Origin of the sequence: Allostigmatella hybrida (genome assembly GCF_020103775.1) — a bacterium.
In the GTDB taxonomy this organism is placed as follows: domain Bacteria; phylum Myxococcota; class Myxococcia; order Myxococcales; family Myxococcaceae; genus Hyalangium; species Hyalangium aurantiaca.
Map to the genome: position 1 here is coordinate 93,432 of NZ_JAHXBH010000013.1, position 24,193 is coordinate 117,624.

8 protein-coding genes are annotated in these 24,193 nt (G+C 68.9%); all 8 read left to right on the forward strand.

Annotated elements, in window-relative coordinates; translation table 11 throughout:
* Positions 1–154: 154 nt before the first annotated feature.
* The 8 genes from KY661_RS20625 to KY661_RS20660 are packed head-to-tail and all read left to right on the forward strand — an operon-like array spanning position 155 to position 24,128.
* The gene (locus KY661_RS20625; RefSeq protein WP_398577217.1) at positions 155–4,252 is read left to right on the forward strand and encodes a beta-ketoacyl synthase N-terminal-like domain-containing protein; all 4,098 of its coding nucleotides are present in this window, start codon (positions 155–157) and stop codon (positions 4,250–4,252) included.
* Between the two features lie 10 nt (positions 4,253–4,262).
* Positions 4,263–7,631 (forward strand): SDR family NAD(P)-dependent oxidoreductase, encoded by a 3,369-nt coding sequence (locus KY661_RS20630; RefSeq protein WP_225411844.1) that lies wholly within the window; start codon positions 4,263–4,265, stop codon positions 7,629–7,631.
* Positions 7,621–9,732: a C45 family autoproteolytic acyltransferase/hydolase gene (locus KY661_RS20635; protein ID WP_225411845.1), complete on the forward strand. Its 2,112-nt coding sequence runs from the start codon at positions 7,621–7,623 to the stop codon at positions 9,730–9,732. Before KY661_RS20630 ends, KY661_RS20635 begins: the two co-directional genes overlap by 11 nt.
* Positions 9,725–12,577: a beta-ketoacyl [acyl carrier protein] synthase domain-containing protein gene (locus KY661_RS20640; RefSeq protein WP_225411846.1), complete on the forward strand. Its 2,853-nt coding sequence runs from the start codon at positions 9,725–9,727 to the stop codon at positions 12,575–12,577. The genes KY661_RS20635 and KY661_RS20640 overlap by 8 nt, the downstream gene beginning before the upstream one ends.
* Positions 12,574–16,404, forward strand: coding sequence for a polyketide synthase family protein (locus tag KY661_RS20645; RefSeq protein WP_225411847.1), 3,831 nt, complete (start codon positions 12,574–12,576; stop codon positions 16,402–16,404). Before KY661_RS20640 ends, KY661_RS20645 begins: the two co-directional genes overlap by 4 nt.
* Positions 16,405–16,429: 25 nt before the next feature.
* Positions 16,430–17,209, forward strand: coding sequence for a 4'-phosphopantetheinyl transferase family protein (locus KY661_RS20650; protein WP_225411848.1), 780 nt, complete (start codon positions 16,430–16,432; stop codon positions 17,207–17,209).
* Positions 17,206–18,066 carry a polyketide synthase dehydratase domain-containing protein gene (locus KY661_RS20655; RefSeq protein WP_225411849.1) on the forward strand — a complete coding sequence of 287 codons (861 nt, stop codon included), beginning with the start codon at positions 17,206–17,208 and terminating at the stop codon, positions 18,064–18,066. The genes KY661_RS20650 and KY661_RS20655 overlap by 4 nt, the downstream gene beginning before the upstream one ends.
* Positions 18,067–18,122: 56 nt before the next feature.
* The gene (locus KY661_RS20660) at positions 18,123–24,128 is read left to right on the forward strand and encodes an AMP-binding protein (protein ID WP_225411850.1); all 6,006 of its coding nucleotides are present in this window, start codon (positions 18,123–18,125) and stop codon (positions 24,126–24,128) included.
* Positions 24,129–24,193: the final 65 nt, after the last annotated feature.

A 24,193-nucleotide genomic window follows, 5' to 3' on the forward strand; every position in this document is an offset into this window, starting at 1 on the left:
GCGCCAGCGGTCATCGCAGGAATTCCCACCCTTGCGCACACACAAGGCCGCTGGGCCTTGCTCACACGTGGGTGATGAACGCGCTATGGAAGCTCCTCACTTCCGGCCGATCGCCGTTGTGGGCCTTGGGAATGTTTTTCCCAAAGCCGTTGGCGTGGAGGCTTTCTGGGAGCAACTTCAGACGGGGCGCATCGCCATCCGTGAGCTGAGTGACGGCCCTCAAGAGCTCCCCAGCTGGTATTACGACGAAGATCCCACGGCTCCAGACCGGACGTATTGCAAGCATGCCGCGCTGCTGGAGGAGCTGAAGCTCGACTACCGGAAGTACCGGATCCCCCCCAAGACGTTCCAGGACATGCACCGGACGCAGCTGGCCTTCCTGGAGGCGGTCTCGCAGGCGCTCGATGATGCGCGGGCCGTCCTGGCGCGGGTGCGCCCAGAGCGCGTGAGCTTCACCCTCGGCTCCCTGGGCGGAGGACTCCGCCCGGACACCCGGGTGCGGACGCGGCTGCTGGACATGGTGCGCGCTCTCTCCGAGTCCCCCACCCTGGCGGCCCTGGGCGAGGAGACCGTCGCCCAGGTGCGCGCCTCGGCCGTCCAGCAGCTCGAAGCCGAGATGGCGGGGCTCACCGAGGACGAGGCGATTGCCTCCTTCAGCAGTGTGTGGGTGGGCCGGGCGGCCAAGATCTTCAACCTCCGAGGCCCTCACACCACCGTTGACGCGGGGTACGCCTCCACCCTCGCCGCCATTCAGACGGCCAGCCACCAGCTCCACTTCGGCGACTGTGACGTGGCGTTGGCGGCGGGCTGCAGCCAGCTGCTCACGCCGCATGATCTCGTGGCCTTCAGCAAGCTGGGGGGCCTGGCGGTCTCCTCGCTGACGCCCTTCGATCGCCGCGCGTCAGGGACGCTGCTGGGCGAGGGCGCCGCCGTCTTCGTCCTGCGCCGGCTGGAGGATGCCTTGGCCGCCGGAGAGAAGATCTACGCCGTCATCCGTGGCGTTGGGGCCGCCTCCGATGGCAAGGGCAAGTCCCTGCTGGCGCCCAACTCCCGGGGGCAGGTGCTGGCGATGCGCCGCGCCTATGCCCAGGCCGGGTATGGCCCGGCGGACGTGCAGTATGTGGAGTGCCATGCCACGGGCACTGCCCTGGGCGATCGCACGGAGCTCGAGAGCCTGAAGGAAGTCTTCGGCAGCCAGGCTGCCGCCAGCAGCGTGATGCTGGGAGGCGTCAAGGAGCTGACAGGCCACCTCCAAGCCGCGGCAGGGGCCGCGGGGCTCATGAAGGCCATCCTCGCGCTGTCCCACCAGCGCCTGCCGCCGCAGCACTCGTTCCAGGAGCCGGCCCGAGGCCTCGAGTTCGAGAACACCCCCTTCTACATCTCCAACCACGAGAGGCCCTGGCCGGGCGTGGAGGGAGGGCTGAGGCGCGCCGGCGTCAGCGCCTTCAGCTTCGGGGGGATCAGCTACCACCTCACCTTGGAGGAGCACTCCCCGGAGTATCACGCGCGGCTGGCCAAGACGCAGCCAGCCCCTCCCTCTTCCGAGCCGATCGCGATCGTCGGCCTGGGAGGAGTCTTTCCTCAGGCCGCGACCCCGGAAGAGCTGTGGCGCAACCTGTTGGACAAGCGCTGTGCGATTGGTTCCATCCCTCCCGAGCGCGCGCCCATTGGCCGCTATCTGGACCCTACCCGCCAGAGCAAGGTCAGGCCCTACACGGACCTGGCGGGCTCCATCGTCGACGGCTCCTGGCCCGGAGAGCGGATCCGCGTTCCCCCCAAGGTCTCCTCGCAGATCGACCGCGGGCACAGCTGGACCATGAAGGCGGCCCTGCAGGCGCTGGATGACGCGGGCTATACCCCGGCGGCCGTGGACTCGGGGCGAGTGGGGGTCGTCATGGGGTACCTGCCGCCTCTGGAGCGCGAGTTCCAGACGCAGGCCCGCGTGTACTACGCCGAGTTCGATGGGCGCCTGGCCGCGCACCTGAGACGGCACGGCATCGATGAGGCGACGGCGGCTCGCATCCGGAGCGAGTCGGAGGAGCGCTACAAGCGCGAGCTGCCGCCCGTCACGGAGGACACGCTGCTGGGCTATCTGGGCAGCCTCTCGGCGAGCCGCATCGCCCACCATCTGGACTTCCAGGGGCCCGCGCTCATGGTGGAGTCCGCCTGCGCGTCCAGTCTGGCGGCGGTCGACATCGCCATGAGCCAGCTGCGCACGGGCGCGTGCGACCTGATGCTCGCGGGTGGCATGTACGCCTCGCTGGGCGTGGATGCCCTCAGCCAGTGCTGCTCCTTCGGAGGCCTGTCACAGACGGGCTCCTTCCCGTTCGACTCCCGGGCGGATGGCTACATCTCGAGTGAGGGGGCGTCCCTTCTCGTGCTCAAGCGCCTGACGGATGCCCAGGCTGCGGGGGACCGCATCTACGCGGTGATTCGCTCGGTCGCTGGCGCCACGGATCCGAAGAGCGCTTCCATCTGGGCGCCCAGCTCGGAAGGCCAGGTGCAGGCGGTCCGGCGGGCGGTGGAGAAGGCCGGAGTGTCCCCCGAGACCATCCAATACGTCGAAGGGCATGGGACGGGAACCCCTGTCGGCGATCCGATCGAGGTGGAGTCCTACCACTCGGTCTACGGCCAAGCCTCTCGCACCGAGAAGATCCTCCTGGGGTCCATCAAGTCCAACATCGGCCACCTGAACTCCGGGGCCGGAGCGGCCGCGCTGACCAAGGTCGCCCTGGCGCTGCACCACAAGCAGGTGCCGCCCAACCTGGGCTTCGAGCGCCCCACTCCCCGCATCCCCTGGGAGCAGATCCCCTTCCGGGTCCCCACGGAGGTAGTGCCCTGGGAAGCCTCCGCCCACGGAGTCCGCAGGGCAGGTATCTCTTCGTTCGGGCTGGGCGGAACCAGCTTCCACGCGATCGTGGAGGAGGCTCCGCCGAGCCCTGTGCGCCGGACCGCGCGTGTGACCGCCGTGGAGCCGGAGCGCCCACCGTTCCTTCATCTCGAGGGAACCCGCCAGGCCGACATCCTCCAGCAGGTGGAGGGGTTGATCCAGAGGGTGGCACGTGAGCCCCAGCTGGACCTTCGGACGCCTCGGACCGGCACCGAAGTTCCCTGCCGGTTCGCCATGACGCTGCCGAAGGGACAGCCCGTGAGCAAGCTGCTGGATCGGGCGCGCCGGCTGCTGGCCGGCGCTGGGACGCCAAGCCTGCCAGAGCAGGGCCTCTTCTATTACGACACCCGGGACCCGCGTCAGTTGCACTCGGGCAAGGTGGCGGTGGTCTTCCCGGGTCAGGGGCCCCAGTACGTAAACATGCTCCGGGAGCTGGCCGCGGAGTACCCCGTGGTGGCCAGGACCTTCGCGGAGGCCGACGCGGCCTTCGAGTCCCTCGCGGGTCGCCGCCTCTCTGACACCTTCTGGGTGCCTCCGGGCACCGAGGGCGCGTACCGGCAGGATGACGATACCGCGCATGCCGCCGTCTTCCTGGCGAACGTGGCGCTCTTCCGTCTGATTCGCTCCTGGGGCATCCGGGTGGATGTGCTGCTGGGGCAGAGCTCTGGCGAGTACGCCTCGCTGGCCGCCAGCGGGATGCTCTCTCTCGAGCAGGCGTTGCGCGCCATCTACCAGCGCACGCTCGCGGTCACCCGGCTGCCGGTTGGCACGCCAGGCCTGATGGCCAGCATCAGCGGAGACTTCGACAGGCTCCGTGGGGTGATCCGGGAGGCCCCAGGGTACGCCACCGTGGCCGCGGAGAACGCTCCAGGGCAGGGAATCGTGGCCGGAGAGACCCAGGCCGTCGAGTACGTCCTGCGCTGGTGCAGCGCGAATGGGTTCGAGGCCCGGGCGCTGCCCGTCTCTCACGCCTACCATACCCAGCTCATCGCCAAGGCCGTGCCCACCTTCAGGGCGGAGCTGGGGCGGCTTGCCTGGATGGAGCCTCAGCTGCCAGTCCTCTCCAGTGTGCATGGCCGCTACTACCCCACCCCGGTGAAGCCGGCTTTCATGGCCCGCCACTTGGCCCTGCAATACGTGCTGCCCCTGCGATTCTGGCAGCACGTGCGCCAGCTCCATGAGGACGGAGTCCGCATCTTCCTCGAGTCCGGGCCCAAGTGGTCCCTGACGGCTTTCATCCAGGCAACGCTCAAAGGCGAACCGTACATGGCTCAAGCAAGCAGCCACCCCAAGACGGGTGAGACCGAGCAATTCCACCGCCTGCTGGCCTTCAGCCACGTCCACCACCTCATGGGCAGCTAGGGGCTCCCGCATGGCTCTCGCGACATTGGAGTCGATCCAGGAAGAAGTCATCTCCGCCTTGGTGAGAGGGGTGGGCTACCCGCCTGAGCTCTTCGGCCATGAGGTGGATCTGGTGAACGACCTTGGAATGACGCCCGAAGAGATCAACGACGCTGTCACCGCCGCCGAACGGAAGCTCGGCATTCCCACGCCTATGGCCCTGCATCCTGAACAGCACCCGACCATCGCATCGATCGCGCAAGGCATTCTGAAGCGCCTCCCCCAGGAACGGCCCGCCGCCTCGGGCCGGGAGGTGACGCTCACCCAGGTCCTCGCCTTCGTGGACGGCTGCGCGCTGCGCAACGAGCGCCCCCCGCTGGAGACCCTTCTGGAGGAGACGCACCGTGCTCTGGCCCGCATGGACGCCGCGAAGAAGGAAGGTGCCGCGGCGCCCGGGCCAGGAGCCCCCGAGGCCCCCGTCCCCGCCGCAGAGGTGATGAAGCTGCTGACAGGCGCTCTGGTCGAGCGCACGGGCTACCCCGCAGACATGCTGGAGCCGGACCTGGATCTGGAAGCGGATCTCGGCATCGATACGGTCAAGCAGGTCGAGGCCTTTGCCCAGGCCCGGGTCAGCCTGAAGGTGGAGAAGGACGAGAACTTCCGTCTGCGGGACTACAACACGCTCCGCAAGATGGTGGACTACCTGGTGCAGCGGGCCCCGGGCGGAGCCGCCCCCGTGGCCGTGGCGCCCCCGGTGGCCCCTCCGGCCGGCTCCGTCGCACAGACCTTGGAGTTCCTCCAGGGCGCGATGGCGCAGAAGACGGGCTACGCGCTGGACATCCTCCAGCCCGACCTGGACCTGGAGGTCGATCTGGGCATCGACACCATCACCCAGATCGAGGTGTTTGCCGTGGCGCGCACCCAGTCCGGGCTCGAGCGCGACGAGAACTTCCGGGTCCGCAACTACAACACGCTCCGGAAGATGGCCGAGTATCTGACCAGCAAAGCCTCGGGCTCCGCTCCGGCCACCGGCAAGGCAGTGCCTGCCCCTACCCCGGCTCCTGTCACCCCGCAGCCTCGCAGCGCCGCCCCTGCGGCCCAGGCTGACGCCATCACGAAGCAGCTCGTGGGCGCCCTGGTGGAGCGGACCGGCTACCCGGAGGACATGCTCGAGCTGGACCTGGATCTGGAAGCAGATCTTGGGATTGATACCGTCAAGCAGGTGGAAGCCTTCGCCATGGTCCGGGTCAACCTGGGCGTGGAGAAGGACGAGAACTTCCGGCTCCGCGACTACAACACCCTCCGCAAGATGGTGGACTACCTCGTGGGCAAGGCCTCTGGGAGTGCGGCCCCCCCTGCCGCCGTGGCAACCCGTGAGGAGCAGCTCCTGGCGTTCCTCACCACCACCCTTCAGGAGAAGACGGGCTACAACACGGAGGTCCTGGGCCCCGACTTCGACCTGGAAGTGGACCTGGGAATCGATCCCCAGACCCAGCTCGAAGCCTTCTCCGCCGCCCAGGCCGCGTTCGGCGTGCCCCCGGATGAGCGCTTCCGGGTACGCGACTGCAACACCCTGCGCAAGATGGCGGCCTGCCTCGCGAGCCCGCCCCGCGCGGAGAGCGCCGCCCCGCCCAGGCCCGAGCCTCTGGCCCCGCCTGCGGCCGTTCAGGGGGAGCTGAGCCTCGACGATGTCCGCCGGTTCGTGGCCCATTGTGAGGCCACTGGAGATGCGGAGTCGCTGCGGCGGCTGGCCGCGCACCTCCGCGGCAAGCTGGACGCTCCCGCCAGACCGCTCACCCCTCCGGCCCAGTTCTCCGCGAAGCGGTATGAGGTCCACCCCGTCGAGCAATCCACGCAGCCCAAGGGTGAGAACATCGCTCACCTGCGAGGCAAGACGCTGGGCATCACCGCCGACGCCCAGGGGACCTACAAGCAGCTGGCGCAGCGGTTGGAGTCAGCGGGTGCCCGGGTGGCCGTCCTGCAACCGGGGGCGGCCCCGGCTCAGCCGCTCGATGGGCTGATCCTGCTGCACACCACCGCTCCGGCGCCCAAGCTCGCGGAGCTGGATGCCGCCACGTGGGCCTCCACCGTGAATGCGTTCACGCTGGGCCTCTACCACAGCGCCTTGTCCGTATATGACCGGATTGGCGAGATGGCGGGAGGCGGCTGGTATCTGGTGGCGACCGCGGGCGGCGGCTTCTTCGGCCATCGGAACGCCCAGGGCCAAGTTCCTCTGGCCGGTGCCGCGGGAGGCTTCATCAAGTGCCTGAAGCGGGAGCTGCCCAGCGCCCGGTGCAAGGCCGTGGACCTGGATCCTCGCGAGCCGTCCGCCTGGGCCGAGCAGCTCTGGACGGAGCTGGTCAGCTCCGATCCGGATGTCGAGACCGGCTACAACGGCGGGCGCCGGTACGTCTTCCGGGATATCGAGACGCCTCTCGCGGCCACCGGGCCGGCGGCGTCCATCCCTCCGGGCTCCGTGGTGCTCGTCTCGGGAGGAGGCCGCGGGGTCGTCTATCACTGCGCCAAGCTCCTGGTTCAGGTGACCGGTGCGCGCGTGATCATCACGGGCCGCACGGTGCCTCCGAACGGGAACGAGGAGTGGTTGAAGATCCCCGAGGCGGACCTGCCGGCCTACCGGATGAGCTTCGTGAAGCGCTACATGGCCGCCCATCCGGGGGCCACGCCGGTGCAGGGCATGAAGGCCTTTGACACGGACATCGCGCGCCGGAGGGAGCTGCACCAGAGCCTCGAGGACTGCCGGGCCCAGGGGCTCCAGCTGGATTACAAGGTCTGTGACATGACGGACCCGGCCGCCGTCCGGGGCCTGCTCGCCGAGGTTCGCCGGCAGTACGGCCGGATCGACGGCATCGTGCATGGCGCGACGATCGAGGAGTCCAAGAGCCTGCCGATGAAGTCGGCGGACGCGATTGTCCGCACGCTGGCCTCCAAGGCGCACCTCTGGCAGGTGCTGGCCCACGAGACCCGGGGCGATGCGCTTCAATTCTTCATCAACTTCGGCTCGGGCAGTGGCCGCTACGGAAACCAGGGCCAGACCGACTACTCCGCGGCCAACGCCCTCGTGGCGAAGGCCGGGCTGGTGTACGGCGCCCTGCGGCCCGAGGTGCGGAGCGTGACGATTGACTGGCCCGTCTGGGTGGGCGCCGGCATCGTGGAGAACAACCGCGACTACCTGGAGCGCCTGGGCAAGGCGGGGGTCTGCGTCATCGACACCGCCGAGGGGGCCTACTGGTTCGTGGGCGAGCTGCTGTACGGAGGCAGGGCGGGCGAGGTCGTCATCGCGGATGACAGGACCTTCGCTTCCCGCGGGTGGCCGCGTCACGAGAAGGAGGCACTCCAGGTAACCGCCAAGCAGGCGGGTGGAACCCGCTATGCCATCTGAGGCAGCAGCGTCACTGCCGCTGCTGGTCCTGTCGGGAAGTCCGTATGAGGTGGGCAGGCAGTACGGCAGCCTCATGCGGCAGGAGCTCGAGCGGACCGTGACGCTTGGAGCGTCCGCCCTCCGCCCCGTCCTGACGAAGCTGGGAATGAAGGCGCAGGACGTGACGGCGCGGATGTCAGGACTGGCCGCCCTGTTGCCACCCGACGTTCACGAGGAGCTCCAGGGCATTGCCGACACCAGCGGCATTGCCCGGGAGACGCTCCTCTACTACGCGCTCATCCTGGACATCGTGTCCGGCGCGCCCATCGGCTGCTCTCAGTTCGCCGTCCTGGGCCAGGCCACCGCCCATGGGAATGTCCTCCATGGGCACAACCTGGACATCCCCTACCCCACCCTGGCCGGGCTCATGCAGCCATGCTGCATCGTCTACCGGGTGACGGGGCGCATTCCCTATGTCTCGATCACCTTCTGGGCCGGCGCACTGGGAGCGTGCGCCGGGATGAATGCGGAAGGGTTGAGCCTGGGCATCAACGTCCCGGTGGCCCCCATGGACCGGCGGACGTTCTACCCGCTCACGTTCCAGAACCGCGAGCTGCTCTCCCGCGCCAGGACGATGGACGAGGCGTCCCGCATTCTCGAAGGACTGCCGCGCGGGGGCAGCTGGAACCTGATGCTGGCCCACCGCTCCGGGACGGCGCAGGTCTGGGAGCAGACGGGCCCCTACTCCGGCCAGTACAGGACCGGAGCCGGCAAGGACTTCGTGGTCTCCTCCAATCACCTCGTCGCCGCACACAAGCAGGCTCGGGGCCATGAAGCCGCCGCCCTGGAGATGCTCCAGGAAATGCAGGAGGACTCGATCCACCGCTATCGCCGGATGGAGCAGCTCATCGGTGAGCGGTGGGGCCGTATCACCCTGGACACCGCCGTGGAGTTCCTGCGGGACTGCGGTGAACCCAGCGGCGGGGCCTCCCCTTCGATGAGGACCCTCTGCCGGGCGGACAACGTGCTCAGCATGGCCTACGAGCCCACCACGCTGACGATGGACTTCGCCGCGGGAGGGATTCCGGCCGCCTTGGAGCGCAGGCGCCGGCTGGCGCTCCGGCCGTTGTTCCAGGACCGGCTCCCCGAGGTGGAGAGCGCCTCTGCGGCTCCGGTTCAGCCCGTGGGCCGGTTTCCCATGCTGGGGACGGCCCGGCAGGCCGGAGGGCGGGAGCGCACGTTCGATCTCCAGGAGGATGTGTATCTCCAGGAGCACCTCGTCAACGGCACCCCCGTGTTGCCCGGTGCGGCGGCCATCGAGTGGCTGGCGGAGGTGGCCGCGCTCGTGGGCGGTGGCGAGGTGGCCGAGCTGCGCGATGTCTCCCTGGAGAAGTTCATCCGGGTGCGGCCCGATCGCTCCGTGAAGGCGCAGGTGCGAAGCGAGCCCCGGGGAGAAGGATGGGAGCTCTCCGCGTACGTGGACATCCACCACCCGCGAGGCCCCGTGCTGCGCCCGGAGGTGCTGCACTACCGGGCGTCGGTCCTGCTGGGCCCACGGCCTGACAGGCGCGTGGAGCCGGGCTTCGGAGCAGCCCGCGGACCCGATGGGGAGATCCCCTTCAGCCGCTCCTACGTGGAGGACGCCTACTTCCACGTGGGGGAACGATTCCGGCGGGTCGACTGGATCAGCTACCTGAGCCCCCGGCAGGCCATCGCGTGCCTGCGCGTGCCCGAGCCCGATGGCTACTTTGCCTCCGTCCCCCGGGCCCGGTTCTGGGTGGATCCGTTCTTCCTCGATGGATGTTTCCAGTTGGCCGGCACGCTGGGAATCCTCCACAACCTGCGGGCCCCCGTGCCCAAGGCCGCCAGCCGGCTGTCGCTGGGATGCGACCCGAAGCCGGGAGAGCGGCTCTGGTGCCGGGCGGAGCTGACCCGGGAGGAGGGGGAGCTGCTCTATTACAACTTCACCGTGTGGAATGAGGAGGGAAGGGTCTGCCTCGAGGCCCGTGACTACTGCTCGATCAGCGTGGATGCCTACACGCCCCAGCAGAAGTCATCCCTCGTGAGCTCGCTGGATCCGTCCGGATTCCTCCGCGCGCAAAGGAGCCTGGCCCATGGGTAGCCCACGGCAAGAGCCCGTCGCCATCATCAGCATGGGCTGCATTCTGCCGGATGCGCACGACGTCCCGGCGTTCTGGCGCAACCTCCAGTCCGGGCATGTCTCCGTCCGGGAGCTGAAGGAGCCTCGCTGGGACTGGAGCAAGTACGGCAGCGAGGAGCTGGAGGCGATCGATCGCACCTACTCCCTGATGGGGGCGCCCGCCGGCGAGCTGCGGCTCGACTGGAAGCGCTTCCGGCTGCCGCCCATCGAGACGCGGCTGCTGCACTCCATGGAGCTGATGCTGCTGGAGGCCGCCTATCAAGCCATGATGGGCGCCGGGTACACGCCCGAGCGGAGCTTCCCCCGGGAGCGGTTCGCGGTGATCGCTGGCTCCTCGGGCATGGGGCGCAAGAGCAACCAGTGCTTCAACTTCAAGTGGCGGCTGCCGGAGTTGCTCGCGGCCGCCCGGCAGTCCCCAGCGCTGAAGCAGATGCCCGCGGAACAAGCTGGGCACATCCTGGACACCGTCCAGAAGGAGTTCATCCAGCAGTACGTGGATCAATCGGATGACTGGGCCTTCTGGGGCTTCGTCAGCCCGGTGCTGGGCCGCATCTGCGGCTTCTTCGGGCTCCAGGGACCGCACTTCTGCGTGGATGCCCATGCGGCCTCGGGACTGGCGGCCCTGGAGACCGCCGTTCAGGGGCTCATGAGCCGCGAGTGGGACATGGCACTCGTGGGAGCCGCCAGCCCCGCCCTCTCGCCCATGGAGTACGTGCTCCACAGCAAGCTGCGCCGGCTGTCCTCTCACGGGGCCTTCCCGCTGGATGCCCGGGCCGATGGAACGGCGCTCGGGGAAGGCGCGGTGATGCTGCTCGTCAAGCGGCTCGAGGACGCTCAGCGGGATGGCGACACCATCCACGCCGTCCTACGCGGAGTCGCGGGCGTCAACCAGGGAAGCGGCCCCGTCATGACGGCAACGCACGCCCAGGTTCACCAGCGGGCGGCGGCCGAGGCACTCCAGCGGGCCCATGTGGACCTGGACTCGATCGCGTACCTGGAGACGGGGGCCACGGGCGTGCCGGGCTGGGACGCGAACCTCATCGCGGGCCTTGGGGGCGCCTACCAGGGCGCGCGCCAAGTCTCACTCGGCGCCGTCGCCGAATCCGTCGGGGATCTCCAGGCCGCGTCGAGCCTCGCGGCGATGCTCAAGGTCATCCACTCGCTGCGCCACCGGCAGCTCCTGCCTCAACGGACCTTCCGGACGCGGCATCCTGAGCTCCCGCTGGAGGCCACCCCTTTCCGGATCAACGAGGAGCGGGCCCTGCCTGAACACGGGCCCCTGCGCGCGGCCATCCACGCCGCCGGCTTTGGCGGCATCGCCTACCACGCGGTGCTGGAGGAGTACGTCGCCGGGGACTCGCGGCCCAGGCCCCAGGTCTCCGCCCCTCCGCCCCCGGTGGAGCCCATTGCCATCGTGGGGATGGCCTGCCGGTACGCGGGCGCGGATGATCCCGAGTCTCTCTGGGAGCGCGCGATCCAGGGGCGCAGCGCGGTGGGGGATCTGCCCGAGGAGCGCTGGCCCGTGTCGCTCTATCACGAGCCCGGCAAGGTGGCGGCGCGCAACCGGGAGGCCTTCTTCCGGGTCTACACGCCGAAGGCCGCGCTGGTGAAGAGCAGGCCCTTCCCCTACCGGGAGTTTGGCCTGCCGCCCACCGCGGTCGCCCAGATGGACCATACCCATCTGTGGTGTCTCGAGGTCGCCAGGGATGCCGTGCGTGACGCGGGGTATGGTCCGCGGCGAGCCCTCCCCTCCGAGCGGACGGCGGTGATCGTGGCCACCTCTCCGGGCAACCACCGGGAGACCCTGATCGAAGCCCGGCTGGCGTACCCGGAGTTCGCGGACGTCTACCGGAAGGCGCTCCAGGGCGCGGGGGTTCCGGCGGAGCGGGTGGAATCCTTCATCGAAGAGGCCCGGGAGCTCTTCCAGCGGCAGACCCTGCCCAGTTCCTCCGAGACGCTCCCGGGCATCCTCACCAGCGCACCGGCCACCCGGCTGGCGCGGGCCCTGGATGCACGCGGCCCGGCCTTCACCGTGGAGTCCGCTTGCGCTTCGTCGCTCACCGCCGTGTCCTTGAGCATCCAGGGCCTGCGGGACGGCCGCTGGGACGTGGCGGTGACCGGAGGGGCGTGGTCCCAGATCACCGTGCCCTTCTGCGTGAGCATGTGTTACGCGGGGGTCATCTCCCCGACAGGCCGGTCCCAGCCATTCGCCCAGGAGGCGGATGGGTTCGTGCATGGCGAGGGGTGTGGGCTCCTCGTCCTGAAGCGGCTTTCGGACGCCCAGCGTGACGGCGACCGCATCCACGCGCTGATCCGGGGCACGGGTGGCTCCTCCGATGGGTTCACCCGGTCCCTCTTCGCCAGCCAGGAGCGAGGCCAGGAGCTGGCCATCCGGCGGGCCCTAGAGGCTGGCGGCATCGAGCCTGCGAGCATCCAGTACATCGAGGCGCATGGGTCCGCCATGCCCGAAGGCGACATTCCCGAGGCGGGAGCCCTGCTCAAGGTCTATGGCCGCAAGAACAACCCCGCCTCCATCGGCGCGCTGAAGCCGATCATCGGGCACTCGTACGTGGCCTCCGGCACCGCGGGCCTCATCCGCACGGTGCTCGCGCTGCGCAACCAGATGCTGCCGCCGAGCCTCACGGGGGCCACCCTCCACCCGCGCGTCCCGTGGGACGGCCAGCTGGCCTTCCCTCGCGAGCCCCAGGGCTGGCACACCCAGGGGACGCCACGCCGGGCCGCCGTCAACTCCTATGGGCTTGGCGGGACCAACTACCACGCTGTCCTCGAAGAGTATGTGGAATGAACCCCAGCGCTGAGTCACCTGGCCGGGCCGCGATGCCCATCGCCATCATCGGAGCCTCGTGTCTGGTCGGAAGCGTGGAGACGCCGGAGCAGCTCTGGCAACACCTCTCCGGTGGCACGCCTGGCTTCTCCGAGGTTCCCTCCCACCGCTTCTCCTGGAAGACGTACCACAGCAACAACCCCGCGGAGCTGGACAAGGGCGCCGTGTGGCGAGGCTCCTTCCTCAAGCCGCTGGAGGTGCCGTGGCGGGAATACAAGATGGGGCCGAAGATGCTCGACGAGCTGCCCCGCAGCGAGTTCTACACGGTGGAGGCCATCCGCCGGGCCCTCGAGAATGCCCGCCTGCATGAGCGTCCCTTCGCACGGGAGCGCACGGCCGTCATCCTGGGCGGGGCGGAGCTGGGGCTGGACCTGCGGATCGCCCACCCCTACCTCCGTTACATGCCTCAGCTGCGGGATGCGCTTCAGCATGCGCTCGAGACGTCCGGGCGCTCCGAACAGGACCGCCAGCGCCTCTTCGCGGAGGCGGACCGGGCGCTGAGCGGCATCAGCCATCGAGAGGTCACTCGCGGCACCGTGGCGGGGATGAGCCTGGCGCTGGGCCGGGCTTGCGCGCTGTTCGACCTGAAGGGCCCTCACTACATGGTGAACGCCGCCAGCACGTCCCTGCTGGCGGCGCTCGAACATGCCGCCCGGGGCCTGGCCCTGGGCGACTACGATCTCGCGCTCGTGGGAGCCGCCAGCGCATATCTATCGCCCGCGAGCTTCGTCTCGTTCGATCGCATGGGCATGTTGACCCGAGAGGAACTCCCCCGCCCGTTCGATGCGCGGGCCAGCGGGACACTGCTGGGAGAGGGCGTTGGCTTCTTTGCCTTGAGGCGGCTCGGGGATGCGCTCGAGGCCGGGGACGACATCCACGGGGTCATCCGCGGGATCAGCGGGGCCAACCAGGGCAGCCCTGGCGCGCTGCTCACCCCTCCCGGCCGGGCCCAGGCCCTGGCGGCCCGGCGTGCCTACGCCCAGGCAGGATACGGGCCCGAATCCGTGCAGTTGCTCGAGTGTCACGCCAACGGCGTGGACTTCCTGGAGACCGCGGAGCTTGCCGCCATGGGCGAGGTGTTCCAGGGAGTGGCCCCTGGCAGTGTGACGGCCGGCTCGGCCAAGGACATGGCCGGCGAGCTCCACGCGGCGGCGGCGGTGCCCGGCCTCATCCGGACCTTGATGGCCCTGAAGCACCGGGAGCTTCCGGCGCAGCGGCACGTGCGCCAGCTGCGTCCCGAGCTGCGGGCGGAAGGCTCGCCCTTGCGTGTTCTCTCGAAGCCTGCCGCCTGGGAGGCCCCCGCTCAGGGAGTTCCCCGCCGGGCCAGCCTGAACGCGCTGGCCATGGGGGGACAGGCCTACCACCTCACGCTGGAGGAGTACGTCCCGGAGTTCCACGCGCGGCTGGCGGCGAAGACACGGAAGCAGCCCGAGCGAGTGCCGGTCGCCGTCGTGGCGTTCGGCTCCTTGACTCCGGGCGCCCAGGACAGCGGCACCTTCTTCGAGAACATCCTGGAGAAGAAGGATCAGATCGTTCGAGTGCCACCCGAGCGCTTCGCGCTCGAGCGTTATTACGATCCGCAGCGAGGGGTGGGGAAGATCTACTGCCCGCTCGGCGGCTTCATACATGGGTTCCGCTTCGATGCGGAGGCCGCTCGCCTTCCGTCGTCCCTCGTTCCGCAGCTGGATCGGACCCACCAGTACGCGCTGACCGCCGCGGCCGAGGCCATGCGGACGGCGAAGATCTCTCCCCCCGCCGCGGAGCGGACCGCCGTCTTCATGGCGGACATGCCCTGGCGCGAGCGAGAGCGTGAGATCGAGGTGCGTGTCGGCTACTCCGAGATGGATGCGGGCCTGCACCAGGTGCTCGTCTCCTGCGGGCTCTCCGAGGAGAGTGCCAGCCGGATCGCGGGTGAGACCGAGCGGAAGTTCAAAGAGGGCATTGCCCCCTTGTCCCCTTTCTCGATGGCGGGAGCCTCGGGCAGCACGGAGTCCTCGCTGATTGCCCATCGCTACGGCTTCAAGGGCGCCACCGGGACGTTCGAGAGCACGTGTGCCTCTTCCATGGCCGCCATCGGGGCAGGGGTGGCAAGCCTCCAGCTCGGGGAGACGGATGCGGTGTTGGCGGGCGGCTCTTTCGCGGACATGACGGCGGAGCTGTACACCGTGAACTGCACCTTCCAGGGGCTGAGCGACAAGGGGAGCCGTCCCTTCGACGCCGGCGCCTCCGGCTTCATCCCAGGAGAAGGCGCGGGCGTCGTGGTCCTCAAGCGCTTGCAGGACGCGGAGCGGGACGGTGACCGGATCTTCGCGATCCTCCGAGGCCTTGGCGCCTCCAGCGACGGCAAGGGCAAGTCCCTGCTGGCGCCCAGCTCGGCAGGCCAGGAGCTGGCCGTCCGGCAAGCCCTGGCCAACGCGGGAGTCCAGCCCGATTCCATCCAGTACATCGCTTGCCATGGGACGGCGACACCGGTGGGGGATGTCACGGAGGTCACCACCTACTCCCAGGTCCTCGCGGGACGGCCGCCCGGCTCGGTCGCCATCAGCTCGGTCAAGTCGATGATCGGCCACCTCCACTCCGCGGCGGGGGTGGTCAACCTCATCAAGGTTCTCAAGAGCCTCGAGCACAAGGTCCTGCCGCCCCAGATTCACTGCGAGCGCCCCACCCCCGACCTCCCCTGGGCTCAGCTGCCCGTCGCGGTCAACACCGAGAAGAGGCCATGGCCCTCCCCTGAGAATGGGGGCCCTCGCAGGGCCGGCATCAGCGCCTTTGGAATGGGCGGGACCAACTACCACCTGATCGTCGAGGAGTATCAGGGCCGGCAGAGCCCTCGGGAGGCCGCGTCTCACGGCCGGGAGGAGTACCCCCTGATCGAGGAAGTCCTCGAACGGACCGCGGACTCCCTGCAGGCCGCGAGGAATCTGCACCTCGACAGCGACCCATACCTCCGCGAGCACCAGGTGGAGGGGGTCTCGGTCCTGCCCGGCTCCTTCGCCATGGAGATGATGGCGGAGGCCAGCCTGCGGCTGAAGCCGGGGATGCAGGTGGTGGGGATGCGGCAGATCCAGTTCCACCACCCCGCGAAGGTCTGGCCCGGACGCTCGACCCGCCTCGTGGTCACCGTCCAGGAGGGAAAGGAACACGCACCAGGGCCCCTGCCCCTCACCGTCCAGATGGACATGGAGCTGCGGCCGCGCGCGGACTTGGCGCCGATCCGCCGCAAGCTGGCCTCCGCCACCGTCCTGCTGGCTTCTCACCCACCCGCTCCTGCGAAGGTGGCGCCAGCCACGGCAGCGCTGTTCACCGCCGCCGGCCGGAGCGATGCCCGGAAGGTCTACAACCCCACGCACGACGTGTTCCTGGGCCCTCTGATGCAGGGGTTCCGGCACCTGCGGTTCCTCGAGGGGAACCAGATGGCCGCGTGGATCACACAAGAGCGTGCCGGTGAGTTCTTCTCCTTCGCGCAGAAGCCGGAGCTGCGGGTGGCGCCGCTGGCGCTGGATTCCATCCACCACGCGGGCGGAATCCTCACCTACTTCCACCATGAGCGGATCGCGCTGCCGGCGGGAGCCGAGGCGCTTCGTCTCCATGCGCCTCTGCCCTATGACCAGGAGATCTGCGTGCTGTGCACCTACCTGGGAAGCACCGAGGAGACCGCGAGGGTCCGCGTGGTGGCCTTTGATCCGAAAACCCTCCAGGTGTACGCGGAGATCGATGAGCTCCGCTTCTCTCTCCACCGGCGGATTGGTCCGGCGCTGAAGCAGCTGCTCACTGCCCCCCATGGCTGAATGGTGCCAGGTGGATCCGCTCCGCGTGAGCTTGCCAGGAGGCCCGCACATCACCCTCGCGGTGGTGCCCCAGCCCCTCGTGCGCCAGGCGTGGGAGTCCAACCCTCAGGGAACACTCGCCACGGTCCTGACCCAGGCGGAGCTTGCCGTGAGCGGGATGCATCGGATGCCCGAGCGCAGGGTGGCGCACCTGGCCGGGAGGGTGGCCGCGAAGTCCGCGCTGCTCCACCAGCTCCAGCTCGGCGGAGTCCCACTGGCGGCGCACGACCTGGGGCTCTGCCAGATCATGGCGGGCCCTGAGCAGGGACGCCCCATGGCACAGCTGCCTCCCGGGTGTCCGGCCTGTGACGTGTCGATCACCCACTCTCACGAGCTGGCGGTGGCCAGCACCACGGAAGGAGGACGCGTGGGCGTCGATCTCGAGCGGGTGAGGCAGCGGGAGCCCAGCTTCCTGGAGGACGTGTTCACCGCCGCCGAGCAAGACTGGCTCATGCACTGCCAGCGTCTCCATGGCCGGACGCCCGATGAGCTGTGGAGCCTGGGCTGGTGCATCAAAGAAGCCATGGTGAAGTGCACGGGGCATGGCCTTCGGGACTCCCTCCTGCAGGTGGGCTTCTCCCGGTGGACGGAGCAGGGAGTGGTGCCCGCCGCCATCCCCTGGCTCACGGATGAGCCAGAGGCCTTCTCGCGGTTGATCACCCTGCACCCTACCCGCCCCGCCGGAGGGACGGTGACGGGGCTCATCGCCCTGGGCCGCGGCTACGCCTTGGCGGTGCTCCACATCGCGGAGGCAGCCTCGGCATGAGCGCTTACGAGCCGCAGTTGGGGAATGTCTCCGTGGAGCAAGGAACGTGGCGCTTTGAGCGCGCCATGGATATCCAGACGGATCCCTACCTGCTGGACCATGTCGTCGAGGGGTTGCCGGTACTTCCCGCCGCGTACCTCCTGGGGCTGATGACGCAGGCGGCCCATCGCATGCTGCCGCACCGGACGGTGCGGGGCGTGCGCAACGTGCGCTTTGTCCAGGCCGCACGCTTCAAGGGCCACCGCAGCCTCCAGCTCACGGTCACCGCGGAGCCCGTGGAGACGGAACCGGACCGGATCTCCGTCGTCATTTCGTCCCGCATGGCTCCGCCCCGGGGGGGTTCGCCGTACATCCTCCGGACGCATGCCTCCGGCGAGGTGCTGATGGGCGAGCCGGAAGCGCGCGCCGCGCGGTTTCAGCGGGTCGACTTCGCCGGTGCCGCGGATTACGCGGAGCTCTATGCCCTTCCCAAGGAGATCCGGCACGGGCCGGCCTTCCTCGCGGGCGTCTGTTACCGGCACCGCTCACCGGATCAGCTGCTCGCGGCCGTCGCCTCTCCCGGCCGGCCCCAGCGCGGTTGGCAGGAAGCCCCGGACACACCCGGGTGGCCCTCCACGTTGCTCAATGCCGTCCTCCACGTGGGGTTCTCCCTGGGCGTGCTGTCGCGCGCGAGAACCTTGCTTCCCCTGGAGATCGAGGCCGCGGATCTCTATGCCGTTCCCCAGGGCCCGGTGCAGGTCTTCGCCCGGCGGAAGAGCACCCAGGACAGCCGGCAGTCTCTCCACGTGGTCTCCTGGGATGAGCGGGGGAGGCCCGTCGGGGTCTTCCGGGGTTTCGCACTACAAGAGGTCCCCTGACGGGACATGGTTACCGCTTCCGGCCTGGCGGGAAGCGGGAAGACGCGAGGCGAAGCATGCGGATACAGAGTGAGCTGTTCGAGCGTCCCACGCTCCACGAGACCTATGACACCAGTCAGCTCCTCGGCTTTGCGCTCCGGGCCGCTGGCATCCCTCGCTGCTTTGGGATTCCAGGAGTCCAGAACCTGCGCCTGTACGAGATGCTCGGGCGCGGCGTGGTGGAGCCCGTGCTCATCGCCAACGAGGCGAGTGCGGCGTACCTTGCCGCCGGGCAGTACCAGAGCAGCGGCCAGCTCGGCTGTGTCAACGTCATCGGCGGCCCCGGCATCACCCACGCCCTGCCGGGCATCGAGTTCGCGTTCCGCACGCAGACGCCCCTGCTCATCCTCACGACGGGCTGTGGGCGCGAAGAGGGCCGCTCGTACCAGCTGCACGATGTCGACAACCTGGGCGTCCTCGCCCCGCTCTGCAAGGCGGTCCACCGTCTGACCGAGGACGATGATGTGCATGAGACCGTGGCGCGGCTCGTGGATGCCGCGCTGGGGGGCGAGCCCGGTCCGTGCGCGCTCGAGGTGCCCATGCACCTGCTCCGGCGGACGTCGGCCTTCCGCGGCCCGGCGCAGGCCGTCAGGCCCCTGGGAAGCGCCTCCACGTGGCAGAACGCCTCGCTCCCTCCGGCGCTGGCCAGCGCACTGGAGACCTGTGCGGCCACTCTGGGGCGTGGCGGGCTCTACGCCGTCAGCGACCTGAACCACCAGGGAGTTCCCTCCCGCCGGGGCGCGGTTCCCCTGGCGCTGGGCGCCGCGTTCTCGCAGAAGCTCGCGGTCGCGGCCACGGATGCCGAGTCGCTCGTGGCCTTCGCGCCAGAGCTCACCCTAGCGGCCGAGCGGCGCCTTCCCCTCGTGATTCTCGCCGGGCGCGGCTCGGCCCAGGATGAAAGCCTCGAACTCGTCTCACGGCTCGCCCGTGTCCGGCTCCTCCGGGCCACGGACGAGGCGGCCCTGGCCCGCCAGCTCGTGGAGACGCTTCGCACTCCCGAAGTGGTCATCTGCGAAGTCAGCCATGCCGCGGCCCAGGCGGTGGCTCCCAGCCCCGTGGCCCTCGGCGCCTCGTGGCTCCCAGCCTTGCAGCAAGGCATCCAGGCCAGCGGGCTCGGCTCCGTGTTCATCGCTGGAGACGCACGGCTGCAAGCCGTGGCCGAGGCCCTGTCCTCGGGCGAACTGCCCGTCAAGACCGTGCGTCATGATCAGAACCTGGGGTTCGTCGCGGACGGCGCTTCGCGCTCATCGAAGCAGCCCGCCGCCATCATCCTCCCGGAGGAGTGGGCGCTCTCCTCGGTCCTGTCGGGAGTCGGTGAGGCCCACCTCGACCAGGTTCCCCTCGTGGTCCTGATCGTGGCCTCCTCTCCGTCCATGCCCTGGCTTGGGTCCCTGAGACACCTGTCGAAGTCGGTGACCGTCCTCTCCTCGGCCGGGGAGATGACACGCGCCCTCCAGGAAGCGGTCCAGCTCAGCATGTCCTCCGCTCCAGGCCCCGTCTGCCTGGTGTGTCCCGTGGCCCTCGGCGCATCGGCTGGCGGTCCGTCCCCCGCAGCGCCGAAGGTCCAGCAGCAGGCTCCCGCCGCTGCTCCCACGGAGGCCGAGCTGGACGCCGTGGCGCAGATGTTCCTCCGCGCGAAGCAGCCCGTGCTCTTCGTGGGACGTGGCGCGCGGGCGTGCTCCGCCGAGCTCGTGGAGCTGGCGCACCGGACGGGCGCTGTCGTCGCCTCGACGCTCTCCGGCAAGGGCGTGTTTCCCGAGACGGACCCCTTGTGGCTGTGGGGCGGCTTCGGTCCCCTGACTCCTCCCCCGATGAAGGCCCTCGCGGAGGAGTGCGACGGCGCGCTCATCCTTGGAGCGCGGCTCAGCGAGCTGGGAAGCGCTCATTATCGCGCGCGCTTCCCCCCGTATTGTTTCCATGTGGATATCGACCCAGCGGTCCCGAATAAGGCGGTTGCCGCGATCGGGATCACCTCGGATGCCAGGGTCTTTCTCCAGTCCTTGCTGAAGCATCTCGACAGGCATTACCGCGGTGACTTTCCCCGTCAGGCGGACGGCACGATCCAGCGGCTCCAGGCGGCCCACGCCTGGGTGGAGGAGGATCTTCGTGGCCGGAGGCAGCTGGGGAGCGGGCTGGATCCGTATGAACTCGTTCGCACGGTCCAGGCTCAGCTCCCTCCGGAGACGATCTTCTGCGCTGACTCGGGCAATGGGACCATCCACACGCTCGAGGCGCTCCGGCTCAGCGCGCCGGACCGGTTTCTCTGCCCAGCGGATTACAACAGCATGGGCTACTCGGTCCCCGCCGCGCTCGGCGCCGCCTGGTCGCACCCCTCGGTGCCCGTGGTGTCCTTCGTGGGCGACGGCGCGTTCCTGATGACGGGGCTCAAGGGCTTGATGGGAGAGCCCGGCACCCCAGCCCTCATCACCGTCGTGCTCCGGGACCGCCGCCTTGGAATGATCGGCGACATCCAGCGGGCGACGAACCGGCCGGAGGTCTGCACCCAGCTCGCCGAGTTCGACCTGAGCGCGTTCAAGGACCGGCGCCCAGGCCTGCGCTTCGCATCGGTCTCCACCCCTGATGAGCTGGCCCCGTGCGTTCAGGCCGCGCGGACCGCCTGGGAAGCAGGCCAGAGCACGCTCATCGAGTGCCTGGTGGATCCCGAGAAGAAGTCGTACTTCTTCCGGGGGGCCCTCGCGTCCGCAGCGGTCCCCGTGCCCAAGGCCTTCCCGCGGCTGCCCTCCGTCGAAGGGCCCCCTGGCGACCTGTGGGCCGTCATCGAACGCGCGAAGACCCACTTCGCGGAGCGTGTGGCGATCCGGGACGGTGCCCGGCAGTACACGTATGGCGCGTTGCATGCCCGGGCGTCACGGCTCGCGCAGTTCCTCCGGGAGCAAGGAGTCGGTCCAGGCAAGGTCGTGGGGGTGATGCTCCGCAACCGGACGGAGGTCATCGAGACCCACTTCGCCGCTGCCGGGCTCCGGGCCGTCGTGCTGAACGTCAACGTGCGGCTCACCGCGCGCGAGCTGCACCACATCTTCCAGCAGTCGGGCGTGAGCTGGATCGTCGCATCGCCGGACTTCGCGCAGACCCTCTCCGAGGCCGTCAGCCTCGGTGGCCTGCAGCTCAACGGCGTGCTGTGGACCCACAGCGGACAGGAGCGCCAGGCGCCTCCCGGGCAGGCCCTGAAGCCCGGCATGGCGCACGGCTACGAGGAGGCCCTCACCGGTTCAAACGCTCCCTTCGTCCCGGAGCGAGGCTCCGAGTTCGACGCGTTCCACCTCTATTACACGAGCGGCACGACGGGCTTTCCCAAGGGAGTGCTCCTTACCCATCGCCAGGTGTTCCATCACGCGATCGCGACCGCGGAGGAAATGCGCATCACCGGCGAGGATGTCTGGGGGCACTTCTCGCCCATGTACCACGTGGTGGATGCCTTCGCGATCTACGCGCTGACGTGGCTGGGCGGCCAGCACGTCATCGTCTCGGACCCGGATCCAACCCACTTCTTGCAGTTGCTCGCGGGCGAGCGCATCACGTGCACGAACCTCGCCGCCGCCGCAGCGCACTTCCTCATCCACAGTCCCGGCGTGGGGACGCACGACTTCAGCCGGTTGCGGATCCTCTCCTGCGGGGGCTCGGCGCTCGACGCAGGCTCGGTGGACAAGCTCCTCCAGATCTTCGGCTGCGAGCTCTTCATGTCCTACGGCATGACGGAGTGCTGCGGAAAGATCTCGATGTCCCTCCTTCCGGAGGAGCACCGCCAGCGCAGCCAGGCCGAGCAGTTCGAACTGATTGCCACCTCGGGCCGGCCGTTCAAGCTCATGGAGGTGCGGATCGTCGACGATCGGGGAGCGGACGTCCCTCGCGACAACCAGTCGATGGGAGAGGTGTGGATCCGCGGGCTGACGGTCTTCAGCGGCTACTTCAATGACAGCGCCGCGACCCGGGAGTCCTTCCAGGACGGCTGGTTCAAGACGGGAGATCTCGCGACGATCCGGCCCGACGGGTACCTGACGATCGCCGGCCGGAAGAAGGACATGATCATCTCCTACGGAGAGAACGTGTACCCGAGCGAGGTCGAGCGCGTCCTCGGCCTCCACCCGGCGGTGCAGCAGGCGGCGGTCTACGGCATTGCGAGCCCCACGGCGGGAGAAGTGGTCAAGGCGGTCATCCGCCTCCGGGCCGGGCACTCGCTGTCAGCGCGAGAGGTGACCGCGTTCTGCCGGGGGCAGCTCGCGGGCTACAAGGTCCCCGTGGAGGTGGAGTTCATCGACGAGATGCCGATGACCGGAACCTTCAAGGTGGACAAGCTCCGCCTCAAGAGCCGGGAGGCCCCTCACGCCCCCCGGCCAGGAGCGTTGCCGGGAGCGCGCCCCCCTGCCCCGGGCCCCCGTCCCCGCACCGCGGTCATCGAAAGTGTCTTGAAGATCATCGGGGAGATCAGCGTGTCGCAGGAGGGGCCGTTGCCCACCACGGTGACCCTGTGGAACCTGGGCCTGGACTCCATCCTGTCCCTCACGCTCCTGCGGGAACTCGAGAAGGAATTTCAGCTCAAGCTGGACCCGAACTTCCTCGTCCAGCACAACACCATCGAGAAGATCGCCCACGCGATCTCGCAGGCTCCAGCCGAGCCACAGGGGACCGAGCCGGCCCGCCAGGAGGCCCCTCCGCTCCTGAACGATGCGCTTCTGACTTCCTGGAACGCGACCGTGCAGCGGCGTCTCGGTGCCTTCGAGTCCCTGGTTTACCAGGCCAACCGCCTGGGCCACTTGCACATCAACCCCGTGCTGCACATCGAGGGCTCGATTGATCAAGCGCGGATGAGGCAAGCGGCGGCGCTGCTGGAGAGGCGCTACCCCTATCTGGGAGCCTCCATCGTCGAGAAGAAGCGAGGCGAGTTCTTCCTGGAGTACCAGCCAGGACGCCAGCTGGAGCTCGTGTTCCTCTCCGAGCTTGGGACAGAGACCCTCGAAAGCCTCGTCGCCCGCCACCTGCGCGACCCAGGGCAAAAGAAGATCCTGTTCATCCGCGAGAAGGGCGAGCCCGAGGCCTACCAGGTCATTCCCATCATCTGGCACTGCTACATGGAGGTTCACGCCTTCCTGCGGCTGGTGCGGGATCTGTTCGAGCTCCATGACCAGTTGAGCACCGGGGCCCCCGTGGAGGTGAAGCCCCAGGCGCTCCCGGTGGCACGAGAGGAGCTGTTCTCCCGGCTGCCGGGGATGGGCCTCGCTCCGTCGGCGCCGCATTCCGATGCCATCGTCGCCAAGACGGGCCAGGAGGTCTTCTCGAGCCTGGAGGTCTTCCGGGTGAACAAGTTCAAGGTGCCGTTCGGGGCCCAGAAGAAGCGGGGTACGGAGATCTCGGTGGCTGGCACCTCCCGCATGGTGACGATAGGCCGGGACGCGACGCGGCACTTCCTTGGCACCATGGCCCGCGGGCAAAGCTCGGTGACGGGGGCCGTGTCGGCGGCGCTGTGTCTCACCGCGCGGGAGCTCTTCTGCCCGGCCCCCAAGCCCCACCGCTTGATGCTCGTGGGCTCGTTCGACGCCCGGCCGCTGCTGAACCTCCCGACGGACACGCTGGGTTACTACGCCACCTACCCGAAGTTCCTGCTGGACCTGCGCCCGGAGACTGGCTTCTGGGAGCTGGCCCGCCACTTCCATCAGGAACACCAGGCCTATATCGACAAGCGGGCCTACGCGGGCATCGAGCCCGAGTACTACAACAAGATGGCGGGTGGCTTTGGCGTGATCGCGAAGCTGCTCTGGGCGCCCGGGTTGTGGGAGATGTTCACCGCGCCGGGCCGCCTCTTCTTGGTCAACCTGGGCGTCATTGAGTCCGGCTTCGGGAGCTTCAAGCTGCGGGGAGTGAAGGTGCTCCAGGACATCCCTGCCCTCGCGGTCTACAGCTACGTGCTCGATGGCAGCCTCCACCTGCAGACGTGCTCCCAGCTTCCCCCTGAGGCGGCGGACCGCTTCGCAGGCCGGATCGAGGACCATTTCCGGATGCCCCAGTAATTTCTTCACGTTCGGGTGGAGGATGACCCCACGGGTAGGCTCTTGATAGACCTGGAGGGTTTATA

Excerpts from the sequence above, each read along its gene's own strand:
- KY661_RS20630 (WP_225411844.1), top strand. The coding sequence starts at position 4,263 with ATGGCTCTCGCGACATTGGAGTCGATCCAGGAAGAAGTCATCTCCGCC.
- KY661_RS20635 (WP_225411845.1), top strand. The coding sequence starts at position 7,621 with ATGCCATCTGAGGCAGCAGCGTCACTGCCGCTGCTGGTCCTGTCGGGA.
- KY661_RS20640 (WP_225411846.1), top strand. The coding sequence starts at position 9,725 with ATGGGTAGCCCACGGCAAGAGCCCGTCGCCATCATCAGCATGGGCTGC.
- KY661_RS20645 (WP_225411847.1), top strand. The coding sequence starts at position 12,574 with ATGAACCCCAGCGCTGAGTCACCTGGCCGGGCCGCGATGCCCATCGCC.
- KY661_RS20655 (WP_225411849.1), top strand. The coding sequence starts at position 17,206 with ATGAGCGCTTACGAGCCGCAGTTGGGGAATGTCTCCGTGGAGCAAGGA.
- KY661_RS20660 (WP_225411850.1), top strand. The coding sequence starts at position 18,123 with ATGCGGATACAGAGTGAGCTGTTCGAGCGTCCCACGCTCCACGAGACC.